Origin of the sequence: Sphingomonas gellani (assembly GCF_900110035.1) — a bacterium.
GTDB lineage: Bacteria > Pseudomonadota > Alphaproteobacteria > Sphingomonadales > Sphingomonadaceae > Sphingomonas > Sphingomonas gellani.
This window is the reverse complement of the sequence record NZ_FOCF01000005.1, coordinates 300,517-325,869: the sequence shown is the minus strand read 5'-3', so window position 1 is coordinate 325,869 and position 25,353 is coordinate 300,517. Positions and strand designations below refer to the sequence as shown.

17 protein-coding genes are annotated in these 25,353 nt (G+C 67.0%); 7 read left to right on the top strand and 10 right to left on the bottom strand.

All coding sequences use genetic code 11. The features are described 5' to 3' along the window. Positions 1-11: 11 nt before the first annotated feature. The 3 genes from BMX37_RS11950 to BMX37_RS11940 all read right to left on the bottom strand — a co-directional run bounded on the left by BMX37_RS11950 (position 12) and on the right by BMX37_RS11940 (position 2,212). Positions 12-569 (bottom strand): (2Fe-2S)-binding protein, encoded by a 558-nt coding sequence (locus tag BMX37_RS11950; protein WP_093665964.1) that lies wholly within the window; start codon positions 567-569, stop codon positions 12-14. A 49-nt stretch (positions 570-618) separates the two neighbouring features. Then, complete coding sequence (locus tag BMX37_RS11945; RefSeq protein ID WP_170841952.1) at positions 619-1,794, bottom strand: acyl-CoA dehydrogenase; 1,176 nt, start codon at positions 1,792-1,794, stop codon at positions 619-621. Between the two features lie 94 nt (positions 1,795-1,888). Next, on the bottom strand, positions 1,889-2,212 hold the full coding sequence (locus tag BMX37_RS11940; protein WP_093665962.1) for a hypothetical protein: 324 nt from the start codon (positions 2,210-2,212) through the stop codon (positions 1,889-1,891). 264 nt (positions 2,213-2,476) lie between these two features. On the opposite strand from BMX37_RS11940, the gene BMX37_RS11935 reads away from it, so the two are divergent. Continuing rightward, entirely contained in the window at positions 2,477-3,127 is a 651-nt protein-coding gene (locus BMX37_RS11935; protein WP_093665961.1) for a S24 family peptidase, read from the top strand. 24 nt (positions 3,128-3,151) lie between these two features. Here BMX37_RS11935 and BMX37_RS18835 read toward each other — a convergent pair whose 3' ends face one another. Further along, positions 3,152-3,319, bottom strand: a complete 168-nt coding sequence (locus tag BMX37_RS18835; RefSeq protein WP_170841951.1) for a hypothetical protein — start codon at positions 3,317-3,319, stop codon at positions 3,152-3,154. A 158-nt stretch (positions 3,320-3,477) separates the two neighbouring features. Between BMX37_RS18835 and BMX37_RS11930 the strand changes: the two genes are divergently transcribed. The 5 genes from BMX37_RS11930 to BMX37_RS11910 all read left to right on the top strand — a co-directional run bounded on the left by BMX37_RS11930 (position 3,478) and on the right by BMX37_RS11910 (position 11,623). Beyond that, positions 3,478-3,684, top strand: coding sequence for a hypothetical protein (locus BMX37_RS11930; RefSeq protein ID WP_093665960.1), 207 nt, complete (start codon positions 3,478-3,480; stop codon positions 3,682-3,684). A 59-nt stretch (positions 3,685-3,743) separates the two neighbouring features. Next, positions 3,744-5,717, top strand: coding sequence for an autotransporter assembly complex protein TamA (locus BMX37_RS11925; RefSeq protein ID WP_425288457.1), 1,974 nt, complete (start codon positions 3,744-3,746; stop codon positions 5,715-5,717). 47 nt (positions 5,718-5,764) lie between these two features. Further along, the gene (locus tag BMX37_RS11920; RefSeq protein ID WP_244501549.1) at positions 5,765-9,865 is read left to right on the top strand and encodes a translocation/assembly module TamB domain-containing protein; all 4,101 of its coding nucleotides are present in this window, start codon (positions 5,765-5,767) and stop codon (positions 9,863-9,865) included. Positions 9,866-9,907: 42 nt separating this feature from the next. Further along, complete coding sequence (locus tag BMX37_RS11915; protein ID WP_093665958.1) at positions 9,908-10,690, top strand: metallophosphoesterase family protein; 783 nt, start codon at positions 9,908-9,910, stop codon at positions 10,688-10,690. Between the two features lie 69 nt (positions 10,691-10,759). Continuing rightward, the gene (locus tag BMX37_RS11910) at positions 10,760-11,623 is read left to right on the top strand and encodes a dienelactone hydrolase family protein (protein WP_093665957.1); all 864 of its coding nucleotides are present in this window, start codon (positions 10,760-10,762) and stop codon (positions 11,621-11,623) included. A gap of 749 nt (positions 11,624-12,372) precedes the next feature. Here BMX37_RS11910 and BMX37_RS11905 read toward each other — a convergent pair. From BMX37_RS11905 to rpoB, 3 genes are all read right to left on the bottom strand, one after another. Then, the gene (locus tag BMX37_RS11905; protein WP_170841950.1) at positions 12,373-12,753 is read right to left on the bottom strand and encodes a hypothetical protein; all 381 of its coding nucleotides are present in this window, start codon (positions 12,751-12,753) and stop codon (positions 12,373-12,375) included. 216 nt (positions 12,754-12,969) lie between these two features. Further along, complete coding sequence (gene rpoC, locus BMX37_RS11900; protein WP_093665956.1) at positions 12,970-17,256, bottom strand: DNA-directed RNA polymerase subunit beta'; 4,287 nt, start codon at positions 17,254-17,256, stop codon at positions 12,970-12,972. Between the two features lie 79 nt (positions 17,257-17,335). Further along, positions 17,336-21,508 carry a DNA-directed RNA polymerase subunit beta gene (gene rpoB / locus BMX37_RS11895; RefSeq protein WP_093665955.1) on the bottom strand — a complete coding sequence of 1,391 codons (4,173 nt, stop codon included), beginning with the start codon at positions 21,506-21,508 and terminating at the stop codon, positions 17,336-17,338. A 314-nt stretch (positions 21,509-21,822) separates the two neighbouring features. On the opposite strand from rpoB, the gene BMX37_RS11890 reads away from it, so the two are divergent. Beyond that, entirely contained in the window at positions 21,823-23,082 is a 1,260-nt protein-coding gene (locus BMX37_RS11890) for a hypothetical protein (protein WP_139198082.1), read from the top strand. Here the strand turns inward: BMX37_RS11890 and BMX37_RS11885 are convergent. The 3 genes from BMX37_RS11885 to rplJ form a co-directional block, all read right to left on the bottom strand. Further along, the gene (locus tag BMX37_RS11885; RefSeq protein WP_170841949.1) at positions 23,070-23,924 is read right to left on the bottom strand and encodes an alpha/beta hydrolase; all 855 of its coding nucleotides are present in this window, start codon (positions 23,922-23,924) and stop codon (positions 23,070-23,072) included. The genes BMX37_RS11890 and BMX37_RS11885 overlap by 13 nt on opposite strands. 138 nt (positions 23,925-24,062) lie before the next feature. Then, positions 24,063-24,440 (bottom strand): 50S ribosomal protein L7/L12, encoded by a 378-nt coding sequence (gene rplL, locus BMX37_RS11880; protein WP_093665952.1) that lies wholly within the window; start codon positions 24,438-24,440, stop codon positions 24,063-24,065. A gap of 73 nt (positions 24,441-24,513) precedes the next feature. Continuing rightward, the gene (rplJ, locus tag BMX37_RS11875) at positions 24,514-25,029 is read right to left on the bottom strand and encodes a 50S ribosomal protein L10 (RefSeq protein WP_093665951.1); all 516 of its coding nucleotides are present in this window, start codon (positions 25,027-25,029) and stop codon (positions 24,514-24,516) included. Positions 25,030-25,353: the final 324 nt, after the last annotated feature.

Here is a 25,353-nt window from a genome sequence, read left to right as displayed (position 1 = left end):
GATTGAAAGCTCTATCGCTCGCGGCTCGACGTTTTCGGGGGCACCAGCGCGGGAACGAGCCGCGCGCTGTCCTCCGGTGAGATGCCGGGGCGCGGACCGGCCGGAATGGTCTCCTCGCCACGCATCGCCCGCCCGGCGCGCTGCACGGCCTCGACCAGGCGCGGATAGATGCCGCAACGGCACAGGTTGGTCAGCTCCGCACGGATGCGATCCTCCGACGGGTCGGCGTCGCGGCGCAACAAGGCCGCGGCCGCCATCACCATGCCGGGGATGCAGAACCCGCATTGGCCGACATTCTCGGCCAGGAAGGCCAGCTGGACCGGATGATTGCGCTCCCGCGACAGGCCCTCGATCGTGGTGACGTAGCTGCCCTCGATCGATCCGATCGGCACCTGACATGCCCGGCGTGCCTGGCCATCGATATCCACCGTGCACGCGCCGCATTGCCCCGTGCCGCAGCCATATTTGGTGCCGGTCAGGTTGGACGCGTCGCGCAACGCCCACAACAGCGGCGTCTGCGGATCGAGCCGGTATTCGGTCGGCTGGTTGTTGACGGTGAAGCGGCTCACGGAAGGATCAGGCCGCCGTCGGACCAGCCGCGTGGTTTGACACGAGCCGTCAGAACGCCGCGATGCCGGTGATCGCGCGTCCCAGGATCAGCGCATGCACATCGTGCGCGCCCTCATAGGTGTTCACCGTCTCCAGGTTCATCAGGTGGCGCATCACGTGGTACTCGCCGGAGATGCCGTTGCCGCCATGCATGTCCCGCGCGACGCGGACGATGTCGAGCGCCTTGCCGACATTGTTGCGCTTGACCAGTGAGACCATCTCTGGCGCGAACCGCCCCTCGTCCATCAGGCGTCCGACGCGCAGGGACGCCTGAAGCCCCAACGCGATTTCGGTTTCCATGTCGGCCAGCTTCTTCTGGTACAGCTGCCGTCCGGCCAGCGGCGTGCCGAACTGCTTGCGATCCAGCCCGTACTGGCGCGCCGCGTGGAAGCAGAACTCGGCCGCACCCAGCGCGCCCCAGCTGATGCCGTAACGCGCGCGATTGAGACAGCCGAACGGCCCCTTCAGCCCCTCGACATTGGGCAGCAGGGCATCGTCGCCGACCTCCACATCGTCCATCACGATCATGCCGGTGATGGAGGCGCGCAGCGACAGCTTCCCCTCGATCTTCGGGGCGGACAGGCCCTTCATGCCCTTTTCCAGCACAAAGCCGCGGATCTGGCCGTCATGCGCGTCCGACTTCGCCCAGACGACGAAGACATCCGCGATCGGCGAGTTGCTGATCCAGGTCTTCGTACCCGACAGGACATAGCCGCCATCGACGCGCCGCGCGCGCGTGGTCATGCCGCCCGGATCGGAACCCGCGTCCGGTTCGGTCAGGCCGAAACAGCCGATCCACTCTCCGCTCGCCAGCCGGGGCAGATAGCGTCGACGCTGATCCTCGGAACCGTACGCATGGATGGGGTACATCACCAGGCTGGACTGAACGCTCATCATCGATCGATAGCCCGAGTCGATGCGCTCCACCTCCCGCGCGACCAGGCCATAGGCGACATAGGAGGCGCCGGCACCGCCATATTCCTCCGGGATGGTCGGCCCCAGCAATCCGGTTTCGCCCATCTCGCGAAAGATCGCCGGATCCGTGCTTTCCTGAGCAAAGGCGTCGACGATGCGCGGGGCCAGCCGATCCTGGGCATAGGCGCGCGCGGTGTCGCGGATCATCCGCTCGTCCTCGGTCAGCTGATCGTCCAGCAGAAACGGGTCCGCCCAGTCGAACCTGCCCATCCCTGATCCCGTGCCCGCCATACCATGCTCCTCTACCCGACAGCGCTTCGCGCCGGGCGCGGGGGTTGTCCAGCCCCCAGCCGCCGTTCCCGCGTCATTCCTCGATAACCAGCGCGGTCAGGTCGGTGCGGACGCTCGCCCCGTCATCCTCGATCCGGTCGATCGCCAGGCTGGCGAGCAGCTGACCGCGCATCGGTATGTCCGCGCGCGGCAGGTCGGCGATCCACCGGCCGAGCGTCGGCGCGCGCGGAGCGACCAACGTGATGGTCACCCTGGTGCCGACAAAGGTCGCGCTGGCCCAGGTGCGCCCGCTCGCCTCCTCGACATGCGCGGCCAGCCCGCTGCGTCCGGCGCACGCGACCAATGCACGCGAGATCTGTGCGACCGCGTCGCGCCCGCGGACCGGTTGCACCATCATGGCAGCTGCTTTGCCATGAAGAAGCGCAAACGCTCGGTTACGCGCGATCCCGGGCAACGTCCCCGGCGAAGGTCGCTGACCAACCTCGGGTCCTTTACGGCCAAGCGGCCGAACTTCGTCTCCGGCATGCCCGTACGCCTGAGATAGCGATCGATGTCCGTCATCAACGTCATGGGTGAACACTCCGACTCCCGTCTTGCTGTTCCCGATACGTTCCGCTACTTTTCCAACATGTCTAGGAATTTTTCCTCGGGGAATGATCCGATGCCGATCCACATCGACCGTTCGGCCACTCGCGGGACCGTTGCCGACCCGCGCGACGCGCTGGTCGCTGCGGCCACCCGTCGCGGGGAAAGCCTGACCGCGCTGTCGACCATGCTCGGGCGCAACGCCGCCTATCTTCAGCAATATGTCCGTCGCGGCACGCCGCGCGTGCTGGATGCGCGGGACCGCCGCCTGCTGGCCCAGCATCTCGGCCTGGACGAGGTGGCGCTGGGCGGCACCGTGCGCGACGCCGCGCTGCGCCTGCCGGTGCTCGACATCGCCGCTTCGGCGGGGCCGGGGTCGCTGGTGGACGAGGAGGTGGCGGTCGGCGCAGGGACGCTGGATGCGGCGCTGGCCCGCTCGCTGGGACTGAGGCCCGGACAGGGCAGCGTGATCGGCGTGCGCGGCGACTCGATGGAGCCGGGCATCATGGCGGGCGACCAGTTGGTGGTGAACGCCGGGGATCGGCGACCCGACGCGGCCGGCGGCGTCTACATCATCCGCGTCGATGGCGTGGTGATGGTGAAACGCGTAAGTGGGCGGGGCGGGGCCCTCGTCGCGGTCAGCGACAATCCCGCGGCCGATCCCGTCCCCGACTTGCCGATCGAGGTGATCGGCCGGGTGGTGTGGCAGATGCGCCGCCCGCGCTGATCGCGATGCGGTGTCCCACCGCGCTTACCGGCGGCCGGAGCGCCAGATCAGCAGGGATGCCGCGATGCCGAGCGCGATGCCGGCGAAGAAGCCGATGGTGGTCTGATCCAGCGCGAAGCCGATGGCCGCGCCACCGATCGCGCCAAACGCGATAAAGGCGCCACCGCCAGCGGAAGAAGGTTTGTCGGCCATGCGCCGCCCCTGCCATGTCCCACGCCGGTACACCAGCCGTGCCGATGCGGCACAGCCGGGACAGGTGCGACATCGCGCACCCAACGCCGTTTACCCTCGTGTCCCGCCGTTTCGTAGCGTGTGGTCTCGCTGGCACGGCGCCTGCGTGGGGTGCGGCGATGCAGCTCTATCTTTCCGATGCCGCCGCGGTCGCCGATGCGGCCGATCTGATCCATCGTTTCGGCGGCGACGCGGAGTTCGAGGCCGCCGCACGCGCCAACCGATCCCGCAATCTCGGCAATCACCTGCATTTCTGTCGCTGGCGCCAGATCGAGCGGCTGATCGCGCTGCTTGGCGACGACGAGCCGACCGGCAGCATCCACTAAGCGACAGGACGCGCGCGGGCATATTGTCGGCCCGCGTCCCGGCTCCTAGGAGCCGCTGCATGGTATCGCGCGTCGGGCGGTCCGCGCCTCCGGCCGCCGCCATGCTCCTGCTGATCACGACACCGGCGGCGGCGCAGGATGCCTCCGTGCCGGTGGCCGCCATGCCGTCGCTTCCCGCAACGGCCGCGCAGGTACAGCCTCAACTCGATCCCAACGCGCCTCTCCAGGCCTTGCCGGGGATCGGGGTGGATTGGCCGTCGCTGCCGACCGACTCCGAGACGGGCACCGCCACCACGACCGATGCCGCGGCCGAAACCCGCTATCGCTGGCGGATCGACGGCATCGACGGGATCGGCGATGCCCTGCTGCGACAGCGCTTCGCCGCGGGCTCCACGCTGGACGCGAACGATCGTGAACCGGCCAATGCCGCGCAACTTGATCGCCGCGCGCGAGAGGATGCGGACCTGCTGGTCAGCCTGCTGCGCGCCGCCGGATATTATGATGCGCGCGTGACGACGCGGGTCGATCGCGGCGACCGGCCGCTGGTCGTCCTGTCGGCGGAACCGGGCACGCTGTACCGGTTCGCGGGCGTGCGGCTGGCCGGCGTGGCGGCCGCGGGTGACAAGGCACCCGCGCTCGAACGCAGCTTTGGCGTGGCGGAGGGCGATCCGGTCGATGCGGACAAGGTCAATGCCGGCGACGCGCAGCTGCGCCAGCGCATCGGCGAACAGGGCTTCCCCTTCGCGGTCATTGGCGATCCGCAACTGGTGGTCGATCACGCCACCCGCACCGCGACGCTGGACATGTCGGTCGCGCCCGGCTCCGCGCGGCGGTTCGGGCGCATCGTTGCGTTGCCCGGTAACGGCGTCTTCGACCCCCACCATGTGCAGGAGATCGCACGGTTCCGGTCGGGGCAACCCTATGACTCCACCGATCTGGACGACCTGCGCCGCGCGCTGATCCAGACGGGACTGGTCGCCGCCGCGGAGGTGAAGCCGGTCGAGGGCGCTGACCCCGGCACGGTTGATATCGGCGTGAAGCTGGACCCGGCGCCCCCGCACACGGTTGCCGGCGAGCTGGGCTATGGCACGGGCGAAGGGGCGCGCGCGGAGCTGAGCTGGACCCACCGCAACCTGTTTCCGCCAGAGGGTGCGCTGACGCTGCGCAGCGTGATCGGCACGCGGGAACAGCTGTCGGCCGTTGTGTTCCGCCGCAACAACTTCCACGCGCGCGACCGTGTTCTGACCGGACAGTTCGCACTCTCCCACACCCAGCGCGATGCCTATGACGCGCGCACCCTGGCGGTGTCGGGTAGCCTGGAGCGGCAGACCAACATCTTCTTCCAGAAGACGTGGACATGGTCTCTGGGCGCGGAGTTGCTGGCTACCGATGAACGCGACGTGATTGCCGCGACGGGAGAGCCGCGGCGGCGCACCTTCCTGATCGCGGCGGCGCCGACCAGCCTCAATTACGACGGATCGGACGACCTGCTGAACCCGACACGGGGCTTTCGTCTGGGCGGGCGGGTCAGCCCCGAATTGTCGTTGCAAGGGTCCGCGTTCGGCTACGCCCGCACCCAGCTTGATGCCAGCATCTATCGACCGGTGACGTCGGGGGTGGTGCTGGCGGCGCGGACACGCCTCGGCACGATCCTGGGCGCGCCGCGTGAACAGATCGCGCCGTCCCGCCGTTTCTATGCTGGGGGCGGTGCGTCGGTGCGCGGCTATGGCTACCAGTCGATCGGCCCGCGCGACCCCGACAACGACCCGATCGGCGGCCGCAGCCTGGCGGAGTTCTCTATCGAAGCGCGAGTGAAGGCATTCGGGAATTTCGGGGTCGTGCCGTTCCTGGATGCAGGCAACATCTACACATCGCCGCTGCCCGACATGTCCGGATTGCGGTTCGGCACCGGCATCGGCGTGCGCTATTACAGCAATTTCGGACCGATCCGTCTCGACGTCGGCACCCCCATCAACCCACAGCCGGGTGATGCCAAGGTGGCGGTGTACGTGTCGCTGGGCCAGGCGTTTTGACGCAAGGCCCGCCTGAGGCCCCTCCGGCGCCACGCCCGTGGCGCTGGGTGCTGGGCGCGTTGGCGGGCCTGATCGCCATCCTTGCCGGTGCATTGCTGCTGCTGGACACGGCACCGGGGCACCGCTTCGTCGCGGAACGGATCGGCTCGGTCCGCCTGGCGAACGGCTTGCGCTTTACCGTCGGGCGGATCGACGGATCGCTGTTCTCGAACACGCAATTGTCCGACCTGCGGGTCCATGATCGGCAAGGATTGGTCTTTATCGCGTCACGGGTGGACTTGGACTGGCGCCCCGCCGCCTGGCTGTCCAATCGGCTCGACGTGCGCAGTCTGGTCATTCCGCGTGCGGTTCTGCTCCGGACGCCGCGCACGGTGAAGACCGGGCGGCAGGGCCCGATCCTGCCCGACTTCGACATCCGGATCGGACATCTGTCCGTCGGACGGCTGGACCTGGCCCGCGGCGTCTTGGGTCACACGCGCACCGGCCGGCTGGAGGGACAAGCCGATATCCGACATGGCCGGGCGCTAGTCGCGCTGGACATGGCGGTGGCGGGCAGCGATCGCCTGCATCTGCGACTGGATGCTGCGCCCGATCGCGATCGCTTCGACGTCGATTTCGCCGCATCCGGTGGAGCCGGCGGCATCCTTTCGCGTGCCGCAGGCGGTCGTGCTCCGGTCGCCTTGCGGATCGACGGCAACGGGCGCTGGTCCGACTGGCGCGGCCGGGCAGCGGGCCGGATCGGCCAACGCCCCGTGCTCGACCTGATGCTCCGCGCGCAGTCGGGCCGATACCTGCTCGGCGGCACGATCACCGCGTCGCCGTTCCTGACCGGCAAGCTCCAGCGCGTCACAGCGCCGCGCATGCTGGTGGAGGGCAACGCCACGCTGGACAATCGGCGGCTGACCGGTGCGCTCGCCATGCGCTCCGCCGCGCTGGCCGCGCAGGCGACCGGGACGCTGGACCTCGGCCGGTCCGCGCTCAACAACGTACGTGTCCGGGCGCGGCTGTTGCGGACGCAGGCGCTGTTCCCGAACATGAGCGGGCGGAACGTCGCGCTGCGTGCGATCCTCGATGGGCCGATCGGCACGGCCAGCTTCGACTATCGCCTGGATGCCGATCGCTTCGCCTTTGACGACACAGGGTTCGAGAATGCGCATGCCGCGGGGCAGGGGCGTTGGGGCTCGGCGCCGGTCGCGGTACCGGTCCGCTTCACGGCCAGCCGGGTGACCGGCGTCGGCGACGTCGCCGGCGGCATCCTGCGCAACCTGTCCGCCACCGGCATCCTGCGCGTCACACCAACGATCCTGACCGGCGACGGGTTACTGGTGCGATCCGACAAGTTGACCGGGCGCATATCCCTCCTGCTGAATTTGCGCAGCGGGCAGTATCAGGTCGGCGTCAACGGCGCTTTGGGTCGATACCTGATCCCCGGACTGGGTGTGGTGGACGTGCAATCGCAGCTGCGCGTCGTGCCCGGCCCCGGCGGGCATGGAACGCGTGTGGTGGGGCAGGGCAGCGCGCAGGTGCTGCGCCTGGACAACGCGTTCTTCCGCAGCCTGGCGGGCGGATTGCCCCGGATCGTCACGGGGCTGGAGCGGGGCCCCGACGGCGTGATCCGGTTCACCGACCTGCGCCTGGTCGCACCGTCGATCCGACTCCAAGGTTCGGGCTTCCGACGGCGCGACGGCACCTTCCACTTCGAGGGCACGGGGCAACAGGCGAGCTATGGCCCCCTGTCGCTGGTGTTGGATGGCCAGATCGATCACCCGACGCTGGACCTTCGCTTCGCCCGGCCGAACCAGGCGCTGGGCCTGTCCGACGTGCGCGCGCACCTCGCACCGACGCCGCAGGGCTTCGACTTCCAGGCGGCGGGCACGTCGCGCCTCGGCCAGTTCACCGCGCGCGGCAGCATCCTGCTGCCCAATGCAGGCGACGGGCAGATCGTCGTGGATGACCTTTCCGTTGCCGGCAGCCACGCGTCGGGCCGGATCGACATCGTGCCCGGCGGCTTCGATGGAAAACTGGCGGTGACGGGTGGTGGGCTGGATGGCACCGTGATGTTCCGGCCGGACGGCGAGGTGCAGCGGGTGGAGGCGCATCTGGACGCGCGCGGGGCGCGCCTGGGCAACGGCGTGACCCTGCGCCAGGGCCGGCTGGACCTGATCGTCCGCCTCGATCCGGCGGGCACCGACCTCAGCGCGACGGCGAGCGGTGTGGGCCTGCGTCGCGGCGCATTGAGTCTGGCGCGCTTTGCCGGGTCCGCGAAGCTGGTGGACGGGGTGGGAGAGGTGCGTGCTTCGGCCGCCAGCTCGCGCGGTCGCGCCTTCGACCTGCAAACCGTCATCCAAGTGGGGCAGGACAGTTATTCGGCGGTCGCTCAGGGCAATCTGGACAAGCGTCCGCTGCGGCTTGCCGAGCCGGCGCGGATCACCCGATCGGGCGACGTGTGGCGCCTCTCCCCCACGCGCCTGACTTTCGGCACGGGCGAGGCGGTGCTTTCGGGCAGCCTGGGCACGTCAGGCACGGCGCTGGATGCCACGCTTAGCCGCATGCCGCTGGCCCTGCTCGACATCGGTTATCCGGGTCTGGGCCTGGGCGGCACCGCGTCGGGACGCGTGCGGATGCAGGCGGATGCGGGAGCGCAGCCGACCGGCCGGGTCGACCTGACCGTCAGCGGGCTGACCCGGTCGGGACTCGTCCTGTCATCGCGTCCGATCGACCTGGCGCTGGCGGGCGTGCTGAGCGCAGACCGGCTGGGCGTGCGCGCGGTGGCGGGCTCCGGCGGCCGACCGATCGGCCGGGTGCAGGCGCTGCTGTCGCCGCTGGGCAGCGGGGGGCTGGCGGAGCGGATCCTTCGGGCGCCGCTGACCGCGCAGCTGCGCTATGCCGGCCCCGCCGACACGCTGTGGCGCCTGACCGGCGTGGAGCTGTTCGACCTGTCCGGCCCCGTGTCCATCGGTGCCGATGCGACGGGAACGCTGGCCGATCCGACCATCCGGGGCGCGGTGCAGGCCAGCGGTGCGAGGATCGAAAGCGCGACCACCGGCACCGTGCTGACCGATGTGCGCGCGGCGGGCCGCTTTGCCGGATCGCGGCTGCAGATCGACAGCTTCGCGGCCACGGCGGGGAAGGGTGGCCGCGTCTCGGGCACCGGCGCATTCGACTTCGCCGGTGCACACGGCATCGGTCTCGACATACGCTTGCAGGCGGATCATGCCGTGATGATCGCACGCGACGATATCGGCGCCACCGTGTCCGGCCCGCTCACCTTCCGCTCCGACGGGACCGGCGGGACCATCGCGGGCGACGTGGTGCTGGACCGCAGCCGCTATCGCCTGGGTCAGGCCGCCGCCGCCAGTGCCGCGCCGCGTCTGAACGTGCGAGAGATCAACCTGCCGCCCGGCGCCGACGCGGACGACGAAGCGCCGGCCGCGCCATGGCGGCTGGCGATCCATGCCCGCGCCCGCAGCGGACTTCGCGTCAGCGGCCTTGGCCTGTCAAGCGAGTGGTCTGCCGACCTGCAACTCGGCGGCGCGCCCGACAACCCCGCGATCAGCGGCCGCGCGGCCCTGATCCGTGGCGATTACGAATTCGCGGGACGGGAGTTCGAACTGGTGCGCGGCGTGATCCGCTTCGACGGGCAGGCACCCGCCAATCCCGCGTTGGACATCGAGGCGGATGCGACCTCCACCGGTTTGAACGCGTCGATCCGGGTCACGGGCAACGCCTTTAAGCCGGAGGTCGGCTTTACCAGCACCCCCGCCTTGCCGCAGGACGAGTTGCTGTCGCGCCTGCTGTTCGGCACGTCCATCACCAACCTGTCCGCGCCGGAGGCGTTGCAGCTCGCCGCCGCCGTCGCCGCGTTGCAGGACGGGGGCAACGGCCTGAACCCGATCAACGCGGTGCGCCGCGCCGCCGGGCTGGACCGGCTGCGCATCCTGCCCGCCGATCCGCAGACGGGGCAGGGCACCTCCATTGCCGCCGGTAAATATGTGACGCGGCGGCTTTATGCGGAAATCGTGACCGATGGTCAGGGCTATTCGGCGACCAATGTGGAGTTCCAGGTGACCCGCTGGCTGTCGCTGCTGTCCAGTATCTCGACGCTGGGACGCACCAGCGGCAACGTGCGGGTATCCCGCGACTATTGAGGTGCATGGCACAAATCCGGACGATCATGCATTAGTCGGGGCATGACCCGTTTGTTTCACGTCAGCGATGTCCATTTCGGTGCGGAGGACCTAGAGGCGCTCGCCTGGTTCGAGCGGCTGGTGGCCAAGGAGCGGCCCGACGCCGTCATCATGACCGGCGACCTGACCATGCGCGCGACATCCGACGAGTTCCAGCGCGGCGGCGATTGGCTGCGCGGACTTGGCGTGCCGGTGACGCTGGAAGTCGGCAACCACGACATTCCCTATTACTGGGATCCGTTCCGCCGGCTTATTTCTCCCTACACCCGCTATGCGGCGGTGGAGCGGATGATCGAACAGCCGCTGGACCTGCCGGGCATCACGGTCGTCCCGCTCAAGACCACCGCGCGGGCGCAATGGCGCTGGAACTGGTCGAAGGGGCGCGTCAGCCCCAGCTCGTTGCGTCGCGCGCTTCAGCTGATAAAGGAGGCGCCGGCCGGCGACACGATCCTGGTCGCCGCCCACCATCCCCTGATCGAAGGAGGAACGCGCGGCACCGCGCGCACGCGACACGGCGATTCTGCCCTGACCGCGCTCGCGGAGGCGGGGGCGCATGCTGTCCTGTCCGGCCATGTCCATGATCCCTTTGACGTGCCGGTGGAGCGGAGCGGTCGGACGATCCGGATGATCGGTGCAGGGACGCTGTCCAAGCGGGTGCGCAGTACGCCCGCCGCGTTCAACGAGTTGCGCGTTCAGCCCGGCGGCCGGATCGAGGCAATCGCGCGGACCCTGAGCGATGCGCCCGCCTTGCCGATCAATCAGGCACTCGCGACTGGGCAGCTTTGACGCGACCCGCCGGTTGCGTCGCCGCCACGACCCACTTAGCCTGACACCGATTACACGGAAGGGCTTAGCATGCACGACCTGACCCGGCCGGACGGCACGTTGCCGCAGGACCTGCACGTCTCCCGTCGGACGGCTGCGGGCTTGTTCTTTGCCGGCTACGCACTCGCCGCCGTGTCGGCGGAGGCGTCGCCGATCACCACGCCGGCGGACGGCCTGCTGATCGAAGAGGTGCTGATCCCCAATGGCGTGACGGGACAGGGTGGACCCGGTCCATTGCCAGCCTATGTCGCGCGACCGAACAAGGCTGGGCGACATCCTGCCGTGATCGTCGTCAACGAGATCTTTGGCGTCCATGACTATATCAAGGACATCTGCCGCCGACTGGCCGGGTTGGGTTACGTCGCTGTCGCACCGCAGTTCTTCTATCGCTCCGGCGTGAACCTGCCCGCGCTGACCGATCGGCAACAGATCATGGCGGTCGTGAGCCAGGCATCGCCCGATCAGGTCGACGGCGACGTCCGCGCGGCCTCTGTCTGGCTGAAGGGCCGGCCGTTTGCCAATCCGGCACGGATCGGGATCACCGGCTTCTGCTGGGGCGGCCAAGTCGTCTGGCGGGCCGCGATGGTCGACCCGGACATTCGGGCCGGCGTCGCCTGGTACGGCCAGCTCAAGGACGTCGTCGATCGCGCGGGCGAGCTGAAGGCGCCGGTGCTCGGCCTTTACGCCGGCAAGGACCAAGGCATCCCGCTGTCCGATGTCGAACGTATGCGTGCCGCTCTGAAGGCGGTCGGACGCAAGGGATCGGATATCCGCGTCTACCCGGGTGCGTCGCATGGTTTCCACGCGGATTACCGCGCCAGCTACGATCAGGCTGCGGCCACTGATGGCTGGTCCCGAATGCTGGCGCACTTCCGCGCGCACGGTGTGGGATGACGACACGAGGCTTGGGCAACGCCGAGGCGGATATGGCCGAGGGTTGAGGGTGTGCGGCGAGCGTCTACGTTCCGTCGGCAGATCGACGGTGACGGCGTTGCTGACGCGTGAGCGGTAAGAATTACCACGGGCGAAAAGTGGCCGTTCTGAATGGCAGGCGTGACTTGTGTACGTACCGAGCCGCTTTCTGCCCATGAGCCTCGTGGGCACCCATACCACCAGTGATCGGCACCTGGTATTTGGGCGTACAGCGTAAGGTGACGACACAGCGCTTGAGCAAACCCATGGCGGGTATGGTTGAGGGTGGGCAGCTAGCGCGCAACCTTCATCAGCGGATTAGTGGCGGCGGCGTTGATGACGCGCGAGCGGGTTGGGCTCCGAAGGCTTGAGCCCGGCCGTTCCGGTTGTCAGGCGGAGCTGTGGTAAGAAGCGAGACCACCTAATCCAGGAGCCTTGATGGCGCCTATAGCCCCGGTGATCGGCATCTGGTCTCCGGCGAAATGCCTGCAGCTTCCCGGCTCTTCCCCGCGAGACAAAGATGCCTACAAGCGCCACCACGCGGGGCTTCGATGGGCAACGCTTCGGTGGCATCGAGTTCCGCCTTAGGACAGAACTCTAACCAGACGCAGCCGGCGCATGGTCTGAAACTTGCCGCTCGACTGAAAGGCAGGGCAGCGCCTCCTTCGCACCGCCCTCCCTTACGCGACACACGTCTATAGACGCGGTCGTCAAAATCCTAACCGGCCGGATCAGCTCTTCTTGCGAGCGCGGCGTGGCGCGGCCGCAGCCTCGGTATCTTCCTCCTCGTCATGCTCTTCCTCGCCGGCCTCGGTCAGTGCCTCGCCCAGTGCGCGAAGCTTGTCGGCGTTGGTGTCGGCGCGTTCGGCGATGCGGGTCGTGGCCGTACCCAGGCGATGCAACAGCGAGTGAACGCGGTCGGCATCCGGCTCGTCCCGCTCCAGCTGCTTGCGCAAGGAGGCCAGGTCACGCAAGATTCCCTTGGCACCGGGCACATCGGTGTCGGCCAGCGCGGCTTCCCAGTCCTCCACCATATCCGCGCCCTTGGCCGCCTTGGTGCTGTCCAGTCCGCGATTGATCGCGTTCATCGTTCCGGCGAACTTCAACGCCATTACCCAGTCCCTTCCTATTCGTCATGCCGTCATGATCGCGGCGGGTGGGTCAACGCTGGCGCTCGTCCCGCTTTCCAGCGGGCCGGCAGCATATATCGGCCGGCGATGCTCTAGATTATCGTTTCGGACGATGGCGATACGCCGCCAACGAAAACCGCCGCCCGGATCGCTCCGGACGGCGGTGTTTCGCTCAGCTCAAGACGTGATGCCTAAGCTTCAGTCCTCCGAACGCTCCAGATACTCACCGGCATCCTCGTCGCGGCCCTGACCGGAGGTCACGACCTCGGCCAGCGCGTCGCTGCCGGTGCCGGCCTCGTCGCGAACCGAGCGGGCCTGCTCGGCTGCCCGCTCTTCCGCCGCGCTCGCCGGGGCGACGAAGCTTGCCGCCGACAGGGCCCGCTGCTGCGCACGCAGCGCCGCATCGCGGCTGGAGGCCGCCACGCGCAGACGGTTCATGCCCGCGCCGGTGCCCGCCGGGATCAGCCGGCCGACGATGACGTTCTCCTTCAGGCCCATCAGCGTGTCCTGCTTGCCCTGGACCGCCGCCTCGGTGAGGACGCGGGTCGTCTCCTGGAACGACGCCGCCGAGATGAAGCTGCGGGTCTGCAGCGACGCCTTGGTGATGCCCAGCAGGATCGGCTTACCCATAGCCCGCGCCTGGTTCGGCTCGAGCTTCTCGTTGACCGCGTCCATTTCCTCGCGATCGACCTGCTCGCCCTTGAGCAGCGTGGTGTCGCCGCCCTCGGTGATCTCGACCTTTTGCAGCATCTGGCGAACGATCACCTCGATGTGCTTGTCGTTGATCTTCACGCCCTGCAGTCGATAGACTTCCTGGATTTCCGACACGAGGTATTCGGCCAGCGGCTCGATACCCAGCGTCTCCAGGATGTCGTGCGGATCGGGGCTGCCGCCGATCAAGTTGTCGCCACGCTTGACGTAGTCGCCTTCCTGAACGTCGATCACCTTCGACTTCGGCACCAGATACTCGACCACATCGCCGCCATCCTCGGGCTGGATGCCGATCTTGCGCTTGGCCTTGTAATCCTTGCCGAACACGACCCGGCCGGAAACCTTGGCGATGATCGCCGCTTCCTTGGGGACGCGCGCTTCGAACAGTTCGGCCACACGCGGCAGACCGCCGGTGATGTCGCGGGTCTTCGCGCTTTCACGCGACACACGCGCCAGCACGTCGCCGGCCTGGACCTCCGCATTGTCGTCGACCGACAGCACCGCGCCCGATGCGAGCATGTAGCGCGCGGCCTCCGAGCTGTCCGCGCCCGTCAGGGTCAGACGGGGACGTAGGTCCTCCTTCGACTTGGACGTGACGCGGTACTCGATGACGACGCGCTGGGCGATGCCCGTCGCTTCGTCGGTCTGCTCGGTCAGCGTCTTGCCTTCCAGCAGGTCCTGGTACTTCACGATACCGGCGGTCTCGGTGATCACCGGCATGGTGAACGGGTCCCACTCCGCCATGCGATCGCCCTTCGACAGCATGTGGCCGTCGTCGAACATGACATAGGCGCCGTACGGGATCCGGTGCACTGCCAGTTCGCGGCCGTCCATGTCGACGATCGCGATCTCACCCGAACGGCTGAGCACCACGCGCCGGCCACGCTGGTCGACGATGATGCGCAGGTCGCGGTACTGGGCGGTACCGTCGACCGGCGCCTCCAGGTTCGACTGCTCGTTCAGCTGCGCCGCGCCGCCGATGTGGAAGGTACGCATGGTCAGCTGCGTACCCGGCTCACCGATCGACTGCGCCGCGATGACGCCGACCGCTTCGCCGATGTTCACCGGCGTACCGCGGGCGAGGTCACGGCCATAGCACTTGCCGCACACGCCGATCTTGGACTCGCAGACCAGCGGGCTGCGGATCTTCATGCCCTGCACGCCGATCGCCTCGATCCGGGCGACCATCGGCTCGTCGAGCAGCGTGCCCGTCGGGATGACGACCTCGCCGGTCTTGGCATCGACCACGTCCTCGGCCGTGGTGCGTCCCAGGATACGCTCGCCCAGCGACGCGATGGTGCTGCCGCCCTGAACGATCGCCTTCATCTCCAGCGCGCGCTCGGTGCCGCAATCCTCCTCGATCACGACGCAATCCTGCGACACGTCGACCAGACGGCGGGTCAGGTAACCCGAGTTCGCCGTCTTCAGCGCCGTGTCCGCCAGGCCCTTGCGGGCGCCGTGGGTGGAGTTGAAGTATTCAAGAACGGTCAGACCTTCCTTGAAGTTCGAGATGATCGGCGTTTCGATGATCTCGCCCGACGGCTTCGCCATCAGCCCGCGCATGCCGGCCAGCTGCTTGATCTGTGCCTGCGAACCACGGGCACCGGAGTGCGCCATCATGTAGATCGAGTTGATGTCCTTCTCACGGCCGTCGTCGTTCTTACGAACGGCCTTGATCTCGTTCATCATCGAATTCGCGACCTGGTCGCCGCAACGGCTCCAGGCGTCGATCACCTTGTTGTACTTCTCTTGCTGCGTGATCAGGCCGTCCTGATACTGCTGCTCGAAGTCCTTCACCTGCTCGCGCGTCTCGTCGACCAGCTTGTCCTTGTCCGGCGCGATGATCATGTCGTCCTTGCCGAACGAGATGCCGGCACGGAACGCGTGGCGGAAGCCTAGGCTCATGATCGCGTCGGCGAACAGCACCGTCTCCTTCTGGCCGGTGTGACGATACACCTCGTCGATCACGTCGCCCACGTCCTTCTTGGTGAGAAGGCGGTTGACGATCTCGAACGGCACCTTGTGGCTCTGCGGCAGGGTCTCGCCCAGCAGCATGCGGCCCGGAGTCGTCTCGTAACGCTTCAGATACTGCTTGCCGCTCTCGTCGGTCTGCGGAACGCGGCTGACAATCTTGGTATGCAGCGTCACGGCACCGGCCTGTAGTGCCTGATGCACTTCCGCCATGTCGCCGAGCAGCATGCCTTCGCCCGGCTCGTTCTCCTTCATCATGGACAGGTAGTACAGGCCGAGCACCATGTCCTGCGACGGCACGATGATCGGCTTGCCGTTCGCGGGCGACAGGATGTTGTTGGTCGACATCATCAGGACGCGCGCTTCCAGCTGTGCCTCGAGGCTCAGCGGGACGTGCACGGCCATCTGGTCGCCATCGAAGTCGGCGTTGAACGCGGAGCAGACCAGCGGGTGCAGCTGGATCGCCTTGCCCTCGATCAGCACCGGCTCGAACGCCTGGATGCCCAGACGGTGCAGCGTCGGCGCGCGGTTCAGCATGACCGGATGCTCGCGGATCACCTCGTCCAGGATGTCCCAGACTTCCTTGCGCTCCTTCTCGACCCACTTCTTGGCCTGCTTCAGGGTCATGGACAGACCCTTGGCGTCCAGACGCGCGTAGATGAACGGCTTGAACAGCTCGAGCGCCATCTTCTTCGGCAGGCCGCACTGGTGCAGCTTCAGCTCCGGACCGGTCACGATGACCGAACGGCCCGAATAGTCGACGCGCTTGCCGAGCAGGTTCTGACGGAAGCGCCCCTGCTTGCCCTTCAGCATGTCGGACAACGACTTCAGCGGACGTTTGTTGGCGCCCGTGATCGTGCGACCGCGGCGACCGTTGTCGAACAGCGCGTCGACCGCTTCCTGCAACATGCGCTTTTCATTGCGGACGATGATGTCCGGCGCACGCAGCTCCATCAGCCGCTTCAGGCGGTTGTTGCGGTTGATGACGCGGCGGTACAGGTCGTTCAGATCCGACGTCGCGAAGCGGCCACCGTCCAGCGGCACCAGCGGGCGCAGCTCGGGCGGGATGACCGGCACGACCTCGAGGATCATCCATTCCGGCCGGTTGCCGGACTCCAGGAAGCTCTCAACGACCTTCAGGCGCTTGATGATCTTCTTGGGCTTCAGCTCCGACTTGGTCGTCGCCAGCTCTTCCAGCAGGTCACGCTTCTCGCCCTCGAGGTCGAGGGACTCGAGCATGATGCGTACCGCTTCCGCGCCGATGCCGGCGGAAAAGGCGTCCTCACCATATTGATCCTGCGCGTCGAGCAGCTCGTCTTCGGTCAGCAGCTGGTACTTGTCGAGCGGGGTCAGGCCCGGCTCGATCACGATGTACGCCTCGAAGTACAGCACGCGCTCGAGCTGCTTCAGCTGCATGTCGAGCAGCAGGCCGATACGGCTGGGCAGCGACTTCAGGAACCAGATGTGGGCGACGGGAGCGGCCAGCTCGATATGGCCCATCCGCTCGCGGCGGACCTTCGACACCGTGACTTCGACACCGCACTTCTCGCAGACGATGCCCTTGTACTTCATGCGCTTGTACTTGCCGCACAGGCACTCGTAATCCTTGATCGGACCGAAGATGCGCGCGCAGAACAGGCCGTCACGCTCAGGCTTGAACGTCCGGTAGTTGATCGTCTCGGGCTTCTTGATCTCGCCGAACGACCAGGAACGGACCTTGTCCGGGGACGCGATGCCGATCTGGATCTGGTCGAAGGTCTCGGGCTTCGCGATCGGGTTCGCGAAAGGGGTCATCTCGTTCATAACTTCGTCCCTCTACAGGGTGAATTTCGTCAGCGGCGGGGAAGGTGGGACGCCGTGCCGTGACACGGCGCCCCCACGATCACTCCGCGGCCTCGGCCAACTCGTCGCCGTCCTCGACCGACTTCAGGTCGACGTTGAGGCCCAGCGAGCGCATTTCCTTGACCAGCACGTTGAAGCTTTCTGGAATGCCAGCCTCGAACGTGTCGTCGCCCTTGACGATCGCCTCGTAGACCTTGGTGCGGCCGACCACGTCGTCCGATTTCACCGTCAGCATTTCCTGCAACGTGTAGGCCGCGCCGTAAGCCTGGAGCGCCCAGACCTCCATTTCGCCGAAGCGCTGTCCGCCGAACTGTGCCTTGCCGCCCAGCGGCTGCTGGGTGACCAGGCTGTACGGGCCGATCGACCGGGCGTGGATCTTGTCGTCGACAAGGTGGTGCAGCTTCAGCACGTACTTGTAGCCGACGGTCACCTTGCGGTCGAACGCGTCGCCGGTGCGGCCGTCGAACAGCGTCACCTGACCCGACTCATCGAGCCCGGCGAGGCGCAGCATGTCCGCCACGTCGTTCTCCACCGCACCGTCGAACACCGGCGTGCCCATCGGCACACCCGTGCGGACGTTGTCGGCCAGGTCCAGCAGTTCCTCCGGCGACCGCGCGTCGATCTCTTCGACGTAGCTTTCGCCATAGGCGACCTTGAGCAGGTCCTTGACCGCCTCGGGCGGCTGACCGGCCTGCGGGCTCGGGTTGTCCGCACGCCAGGAGTCCAGCGCCTCGCCGATCTTCCGGCCCAGACCGCGCGCGGCCCAGCCCAAATGCGTTTCGAAGATCTGGCCCACGTTCATGCGGCTCGGCACACCCAGCGGGTTCAGCACGAAGTCGACCGGCGTACCGTCCTCCAGGAACGGCATATCCTCCTGCGGCAGGATGCGGCTGATGATGCCCTTGTTGCCGTGACGGCCGGCCATCTTGTCGCCCGGCTGCAGCTTGCGCTTCACCGCGACGAACACCTTGACCATCTTCAGCACGCCCGGCGGCAGCTCGTCGCCACGCTCCAGCTTCTCGCGACGATCCTCGAACTTATCGCGGATCAGCTTCACGGCATCGTCGTACTGCGTCTTCACCGCTTCCAGGTCGGACTGGCGCGCGTCGTCCTGAACGGCGAACTTCCACCATTCGTGACGATCGACGCTGTCGAGCACCTCGTCGGTGACTTCGCTGCCCTTCTTGACGCCCTTAGGTGCGGCCGTCGCGACCTGACCCAGCAGCATCTCGCGCAACCGGCTCCAGGTCGCGCGGTTGAGGATCGTGCGCTCGTCGTCCGAGTCCTTCTTCAGGCGCTCGATCTCCTCGCGCTCGATCGCCATCGCACGCTCGTCCTTGTCGATGCCGTGGCGGTTGAACACGCGCACGTCGACGATCGTACCGGCGACACCCGGCGGCAGGCGCAGGGACGTGTCGCGCACGTCGCTCGCCTTTTCACCGAAGATGGCGCGGAGCAGCTTTTCCTCCGGCGTCATCGGGCTTTCGCCCTTGGGCGTGATCTTGCCGACCAGGATGTCACCCGGCTCGACCTCGGCGCCGATGTACACGATGCCCGCCTCGTCGAGGTTGCGCAGCGCTTCCTCACCGACGTTCGGGATGTCGCGAGTGATGTCCTCCGGCCCCAGCTTCGTGTCGCGGGCCATCACCTCGAACTCGTCGATATGGATCGACGTGAATACGTCGTCCTTCACGATCCGCTCGTTGATGAGGATCGAGTCCTCGTAGTTGTAGCCGTTCCAGGGCATGAACGCGACCAGCACGTTGCGGCCCAGCGCCAGCTCGCCGAACTCGGTTGACGGGCCATCGGCGATGATGTCGCCGGCCTTCACCACGTCGCCCACCTTCACCAGCGGACGCTGGTTGATGCAAGTCGATTGGTTGGAGCGCTGGAACTTCATCAGCGTGTAGATGTCGACGCCGCTGACGCTCGCATCCACCTCACCGGTGGCACGCACGACGATACGCGTCGCGTCGACCTGGTCGACCACACCGGCGCGCTTGGCGGCGATCGCCGCGCCGGAGTCGCGGGCGACCGTTTCCTCCATGCCGGTGCCGACGAAGGGCGCTTCCGCCTTCACCAACGGCACGGCCTGGCGCTGCATGTTCGATCCCATCAGCGCGCGGTTCGCGTCGTCCTTCTCCAGGAAGGGGATCAGCGACGCGGCGACGGAGACCAGCTGCTTGGGCGACACGTCCATCAGCGTCACCGTTTCCGGCAGCGCCATCAGGAACTCGCCCGCCTGACGAGCCGAGACCAGCTCCTCCGCGAACGAACCGTCCGTGTTCAGCTCTGCCGATGCCTGCGCGACGGTGTGCTTCTGCTCCTCCATCGCGGACAGGTACACGACCTCGCCCGACACCTTGCCGTCGACGACACGGCGGTACGGCGTCTCGATGAAGCCGTACTTGTTGACACGCGCAAAGGTCGACAGCGAGTTGATCAGGCCGATGTTCGGGCCTTCCGGCGTTTCAATCGGACAGATGCGGCCATAGTGCGTCGGGTGAACGTCGCGAACCTCGAAGCCCGCGCGCTCACGCGTCAGGCCGCCCGGCCCGAGCGCCGAGACGCGACGCTTGTGCGTCACTTCGGACAGCGGGTTGGTCTGGTCCATGAACTGCGACAGCTGCGACGAGCCGAAGAACTCGCGCACCGCGGCAACAGCAGGCTTCGCGTTGATCAGGTCGTTCGGCATGACGGTCGAGACGTCGACCGACGACATGCGCTCCTTGACCGCACGCTCCATGCGCAGCAGGCCGACGCGATACTGGTTCTCCAGCAGCTCGCCGACGGAACGCACGCGGCGGTTGCCGAGATTGTCGATGTCGTCAATCTCGCCCTTGCCGTCCTTCAGGTCGACCAGCGTCTTGATGACCGACAGGATGTCCTCGGTCCGCAGCGTCGTCACCGTGTCCGGCGCGTCCAGATCGAGGCGCATGTTCAGCTTGACGCGGCCCACTGCCGACAGGTCGTACCGGTCGGGATCGAAGAACAGGCCCGCGAACAGCGCTTCGGCCGTCTCCAGCGTCGGCGGTTCGCCGGGGCGCATCACGCGATAAATGTCGCTCAGCGCCTGCTCGCGCTCTTCGGCCTTGTCGACCTTCAGCGTGTTGCGGATCCACGGCCCGGTCGCAACATGGTCGATGTCGAGCAGCTCGATCGTGTCGACGCCCGCCTTGTCCAGCTTTTCGAGGTTCTCGGCGCTGATCTCGTCACCGGCCTCGACATAGATCTCGCCCGTCGCCTCGTTGATGAGGTCATAGGCGGAATAGCGGCCGAAGATTTCCTCGGTCGGGATCAGCAGGTCGCTCAGGCCGTCCTTCGCCGCCTTGTTCGCGGCGCGCGGGCTGATCTTCTGTGCGGCGGCGAACACGACCTCGCCGCTGTTCGCATCGACGATGTCGAACGCCGGCTTCACGCCGCGCCAGTTCTCCGCCTGGAACGGAATCTTCCAACCACCTTCGCCGCGGACGAACGTCAGGCGATTGTAGAAATAGTTGAGGATTTCCTCGGAGTTCATGCCCAGCGCATAGAGCAGCGCCGTCACCGGCAGCTTGCGCTTGCGGTCGATACGGACGTTGACGATATCCTTGGCGTCAAACTCGAAATCCAGCCACGATCCGCGATACGGGATCACGCGGGCCGCAAACAGGTACTTGCCCGATGCATGCGTCTTGCCGCGATCGTGGTCGAACAGCACACCTGGCGAACGGTGCATCTGGCTGACGATTACGCGCTCGGTGCCGTTGATGAAGAAGGTGCCGTTCTCCGTCATGAGCGGCATGTCGCCCATGTAGACGTCCTGCTCCTTGATATCGATGACCGACTTGGCCTCGGTATCGGGATCGACCTCGAACGCGGTCAGGCGCAGGGTGACGCGCATCGGCGCGGCATAGGTGATCCCCCGCTGACGGCATTCCTCGACGTCGAACTTCGGCGGCTCGAGGACGTAGTCGTCGAAATCGAGATAAGCGGTGCCGGCGAAATCCTGGATCGGAAACACGCTGCGCAGCGTCTTCTCCAGGCCGGAGACATGGCCCGTCGACTTGTCGGAGCGCAGGAACTGTTCGTAGCTCTCACGCTGCACCTCGATCAGGTTCGGCATCTGCACCACTTCGTGGATGTTGCCGAAAACCTTGCGGATGCGACGCTTGGCGGTGCCGCCCTTCTGCTCGCGCCGTGCGGTTCCGCCGTCGATCGGATTGGTTGCCATGGGTTGTACTTGCCTCATCAGCCAGAAATTTCAGCGCGAATGCCCAGCGACGCAAAAAAGCCGATCGCAGCCATGTGCGTCGGCTTTCAGCGTCGTGGACGCCGCAACTTCCCATTCGTACGGTGCGCTGCGCAACGGCGCTCCATGTCCCGAAAGCTGTGGCAGACGGCTCATATAGTCCGCCCGTGCGGCATTGCCAAGAGCGGCTTTGCGGGTCATCGGGCGGGCTCGGTTGGGCGCCGTTCGGGTCCGGTTCATGTGCGGACGGCTTGCTGGCATGGGACGCGTCAGGTCTGACGGCCGGCGGATGATGGGTGAAAGACTGGAGCATGGTGGTGGGGCGGCGCGGTGTTCAGGATGTGGTGATTGCGATGGGACTGGCGGTCGCTGCCGCGGCACCAGCGAGCGCCCAGAGCAATCTCCAGGCAATCCCTGACAATTTCAGCCTGCCGCCGGGCAATTCCGCGGGCGACCAGATTCCCGCGCCGGCGCAGGTCCCGTTGCCCAGAGTTCGCATCGCGCCGACGCCATCGATTGCGCCGACGACGCCCGCGCCTGTAATCGCAGAGCCGACCACCAAGGCGACCCCGCGCAAGTCGCAACCCGCGCCGCAACCGGCGGCTACCGAGACCGCAACGCCATCACGGACCGCCACGCCGACCCCCAAGGCGGAAGCGCCTGTCTCGACCCCTGCGGAGGCGGAGCCGGTCCCTGTGGCGGCCCCGCAACCGGCTCCGGTCGTAGAACAGCCGGCGCCGCCTCGTACCGCTCCGGCTCCGCGCGAAAGCGTGCGGCCGACGGAGCCGATCGAACCCGTGCCGCTTGGTGAGGGCGCCGGGGGCAGCCCGGCTCCGCAAAGCAGTACCGGCATCGAATGGTGGGTCGGCGCGCTGGCGGCTCTAGTCGTTTTAGCGGCGACGCTGGTCGTCGCGCGGCTGTTGATACGCCGGCGTGGCCAGACGGCGATGGCGGAAGCAACGGCGGCTCCGCATCGCGCCTCGGCTGATCCTCAACCGGTCGCGCGCGACGTTGCGCCGGCGGTCGGCCCCAGACCTTCGCAGCGTCGGGAAACCATGGGAGACGGTCTGACCATCGACTTCCAGCCGAGCAGGGCGGGGCTGAACCTCCTCACGGCGACGGTAACGGGCGAGGTCCTGATCACCAACACCGGCCCGGCCCCGGTCGAGAAGGTGAGGGTGGAGGCACGGCTCATCAGTGCGCATGCCGACCAGGACGGCGAGATACGCGCGATCCACGAGGCAGAGATCGGCAGGCCACTCACCCCCGCATTCGCGTTGCAGCCAGGCGAAACGCGGCGCGTGAACGCCATCGTCGCCCTGCCACAAGGCGCGATCAAGGCGTTGAAGGCGGGTGAGCGCCCGATGTTCGTGCCGCTGGTCGTGGTGTCCGCCGCCTATCAACAGGGCAGCCTGACGCGCCGCGCGGGAGGCGCCTTTGCCGTTGGTGTCGAGCGGGGCGATTCCGCGAAGCTGGCGCCGTTCTGGCTCGACGGCACCCCGCGCATGCACACGCAGGTCGCCGCCCGCACGCACGGAACCCCCTATCGCGGCTGAGGAGCGGAGAACGGGTAGAAGGTCACGCCCTCGGGCAAGGCGCCAAGCGGCCGGCCTTCGCTGCCACCCACCACCGCGTCGATGATACCGGCCAGCTTGGTGGCGTTCGGGTGGTGATCCCCGCCTTGTACCACGAACACGCCGCCCTTGCGTCCGGCAGCGATCGCGGCCCGGTACAACTGGTTGCCCTGGGCGACGGGCACGACCTCGTCATCGGTGCCGTGGATCAGGAACAGCGGCTCGTCCAGTTCGGCGATGCTGGCCCGGTTGTCGTATTTCTCTCCGACAAAGGCACGGGCGATGCGGGGCGTCATGTCGCGCAGGCGGGTGAAGGCTCCGATCGTGACAAGGGCGCGAAGGCGCTGACGCCTTGCCAGGGCGAACGCCACGCCGCTGCCCAGGCTGTGGCCGATCACGATCACCGGGCGGCCATTCGCGATGGCCAGCGCATGGGCGTAGAAGGCGTCGGCATCGGCCGACAGACCTGCCTCGTCCGGACGACCGGGATTGCCGCTATAGCCTCGATATTCCGCAGCGATCATGCCGTAGCCGCGGTTCAGCAGCGGCGAGAGCCAACGCGCTGCGTCATCCGCTCCGCTGGCATTGCCGTGGAAGATCAGCAGCATCGGCTTGTCGGCACGACCCGCCACCTCGACACCGCTCAGCGTCAAGCCGTCCGCTGTCGTGACGTGGTCGATCGTGGCCCCCGGCAGACCCGCCACCGACAGGGGATCATGCGGCGCAGGATAAACGCGGTCGTGGATCAACTGCCCGGCGGCGGGCACGGTGGCCATCAATGCAAGCGGCAGCAGGGGCAGAATAGCTGATCGACGAAGGCGCATCGAGCGAATGCTAGCATGAAGCCCTCCACGCGGAAGAGCCCATGAAAAAAGGGGCGGCACCATCGCTGGCACCGCCCCCTTTCCATGTGCAGGACCGTTGACGACGCGGGCGGAGTCGCCCGCGTCCGATCCGGCAGATTACTTGAGCTCGACGGTCGCGCCGGCTTCCTCAAGCTGCTTCTTGACCTTCTCGGCCTCGTCCTTGTTCACGCCTTCCTTGACGGGCTTCGGCGCGCCTTCGACCAGGGCCTTCGCCTCGGTCAGGCCCAGGCCGGTGATCGCGCGGACTTCCTTGATGACGTTGATCTTCTTGCCACCGTCGCCGGTCAGGATCACGTCGAACTCGGTCTTCTCTTCGACGGCCGGGGCGCCAGCGCCACCGCCAGCGGCCGGAGCAGCCGCAACGGCGGCGGCGGCGGACACGCCCCACTTCTCTTCGAGCATCTTCGACAGCTCGGCGGCCTCGAGAACGGTCAGCTCGCTCAGCTGGTCAACCAGCGCGTTCAGGTCTGCCATGTCACTTCCTTTTGCGTTCGGGGGCGAGAAACCTGCCCCATGTGTCAGTCAAACAATCGCTTTCGCCTGAAATTCAGGCGTTTTCCTTCTCGGCATATGCCGACAGCACGCGCGCGATCTGCGCCGCCGGAGCCTGGGTGATGGTCGCCAGCTTCGTGGCGGGTGCCACGATAAGGCCGACGATCTTCGCCCGCAGCTCGTCCAGCGAGGGCAGGGTGGCGAGCGCTTGCACGCCAGCAACGTCGAGAGGGGTCGCGCCCATCGCGCCGCCCACGATTTCGAACTTGTCGTTCGTCTTCGCGAAGTCGACCGCCACCTTTGCGGCGGCGACCGGGTCGACGGAGCTGGCAAGCCCGACCGGACCCGTGAGCTTGTCGCCCAGCGAGGTATAGTCGGTGCCATCGAGCGCGATCTTGGCAAGCTTGTTCTTGGAGACCTTGTAGGTCGCGCCGGCATCTCGCATCGCGTTGCGCAGTCGGGTCGACTGCGCGACGGTCATTCCGTGGTTGCGGGTGATGACCACCACGCCGACCTCGGAAAAGGTCTGCTTGAGCTCGGCAACGGCCGCGGCCTTTTGAGCACGATCCATGCCATTCTCCACGTTCTGAACCCGTGGCGAGCACGGGTCCGGTTACAATCCGACGCCTGCGACGCATGTCGCGGGGACCGGGGTTGTCCATCGATGGGGAGCATGGACGCTGTCGCAACGAACCGCGCGGCAGACCGGAACGGCGCAGGGGCCGGCCGGAAAATCCTGTTACACCCCGTCTGGGCAGGACATTAAGCGAGGGCAAATCCCACGCACCTGCTGTCTTGGACGGATTGTCCGCCGAAGCGAACGCCGCGCCCTTATGCGAACCGGCGGTACACGTCAACCGCAGACGAAGCGGGCTGGGGATCTGCAATGAAACGG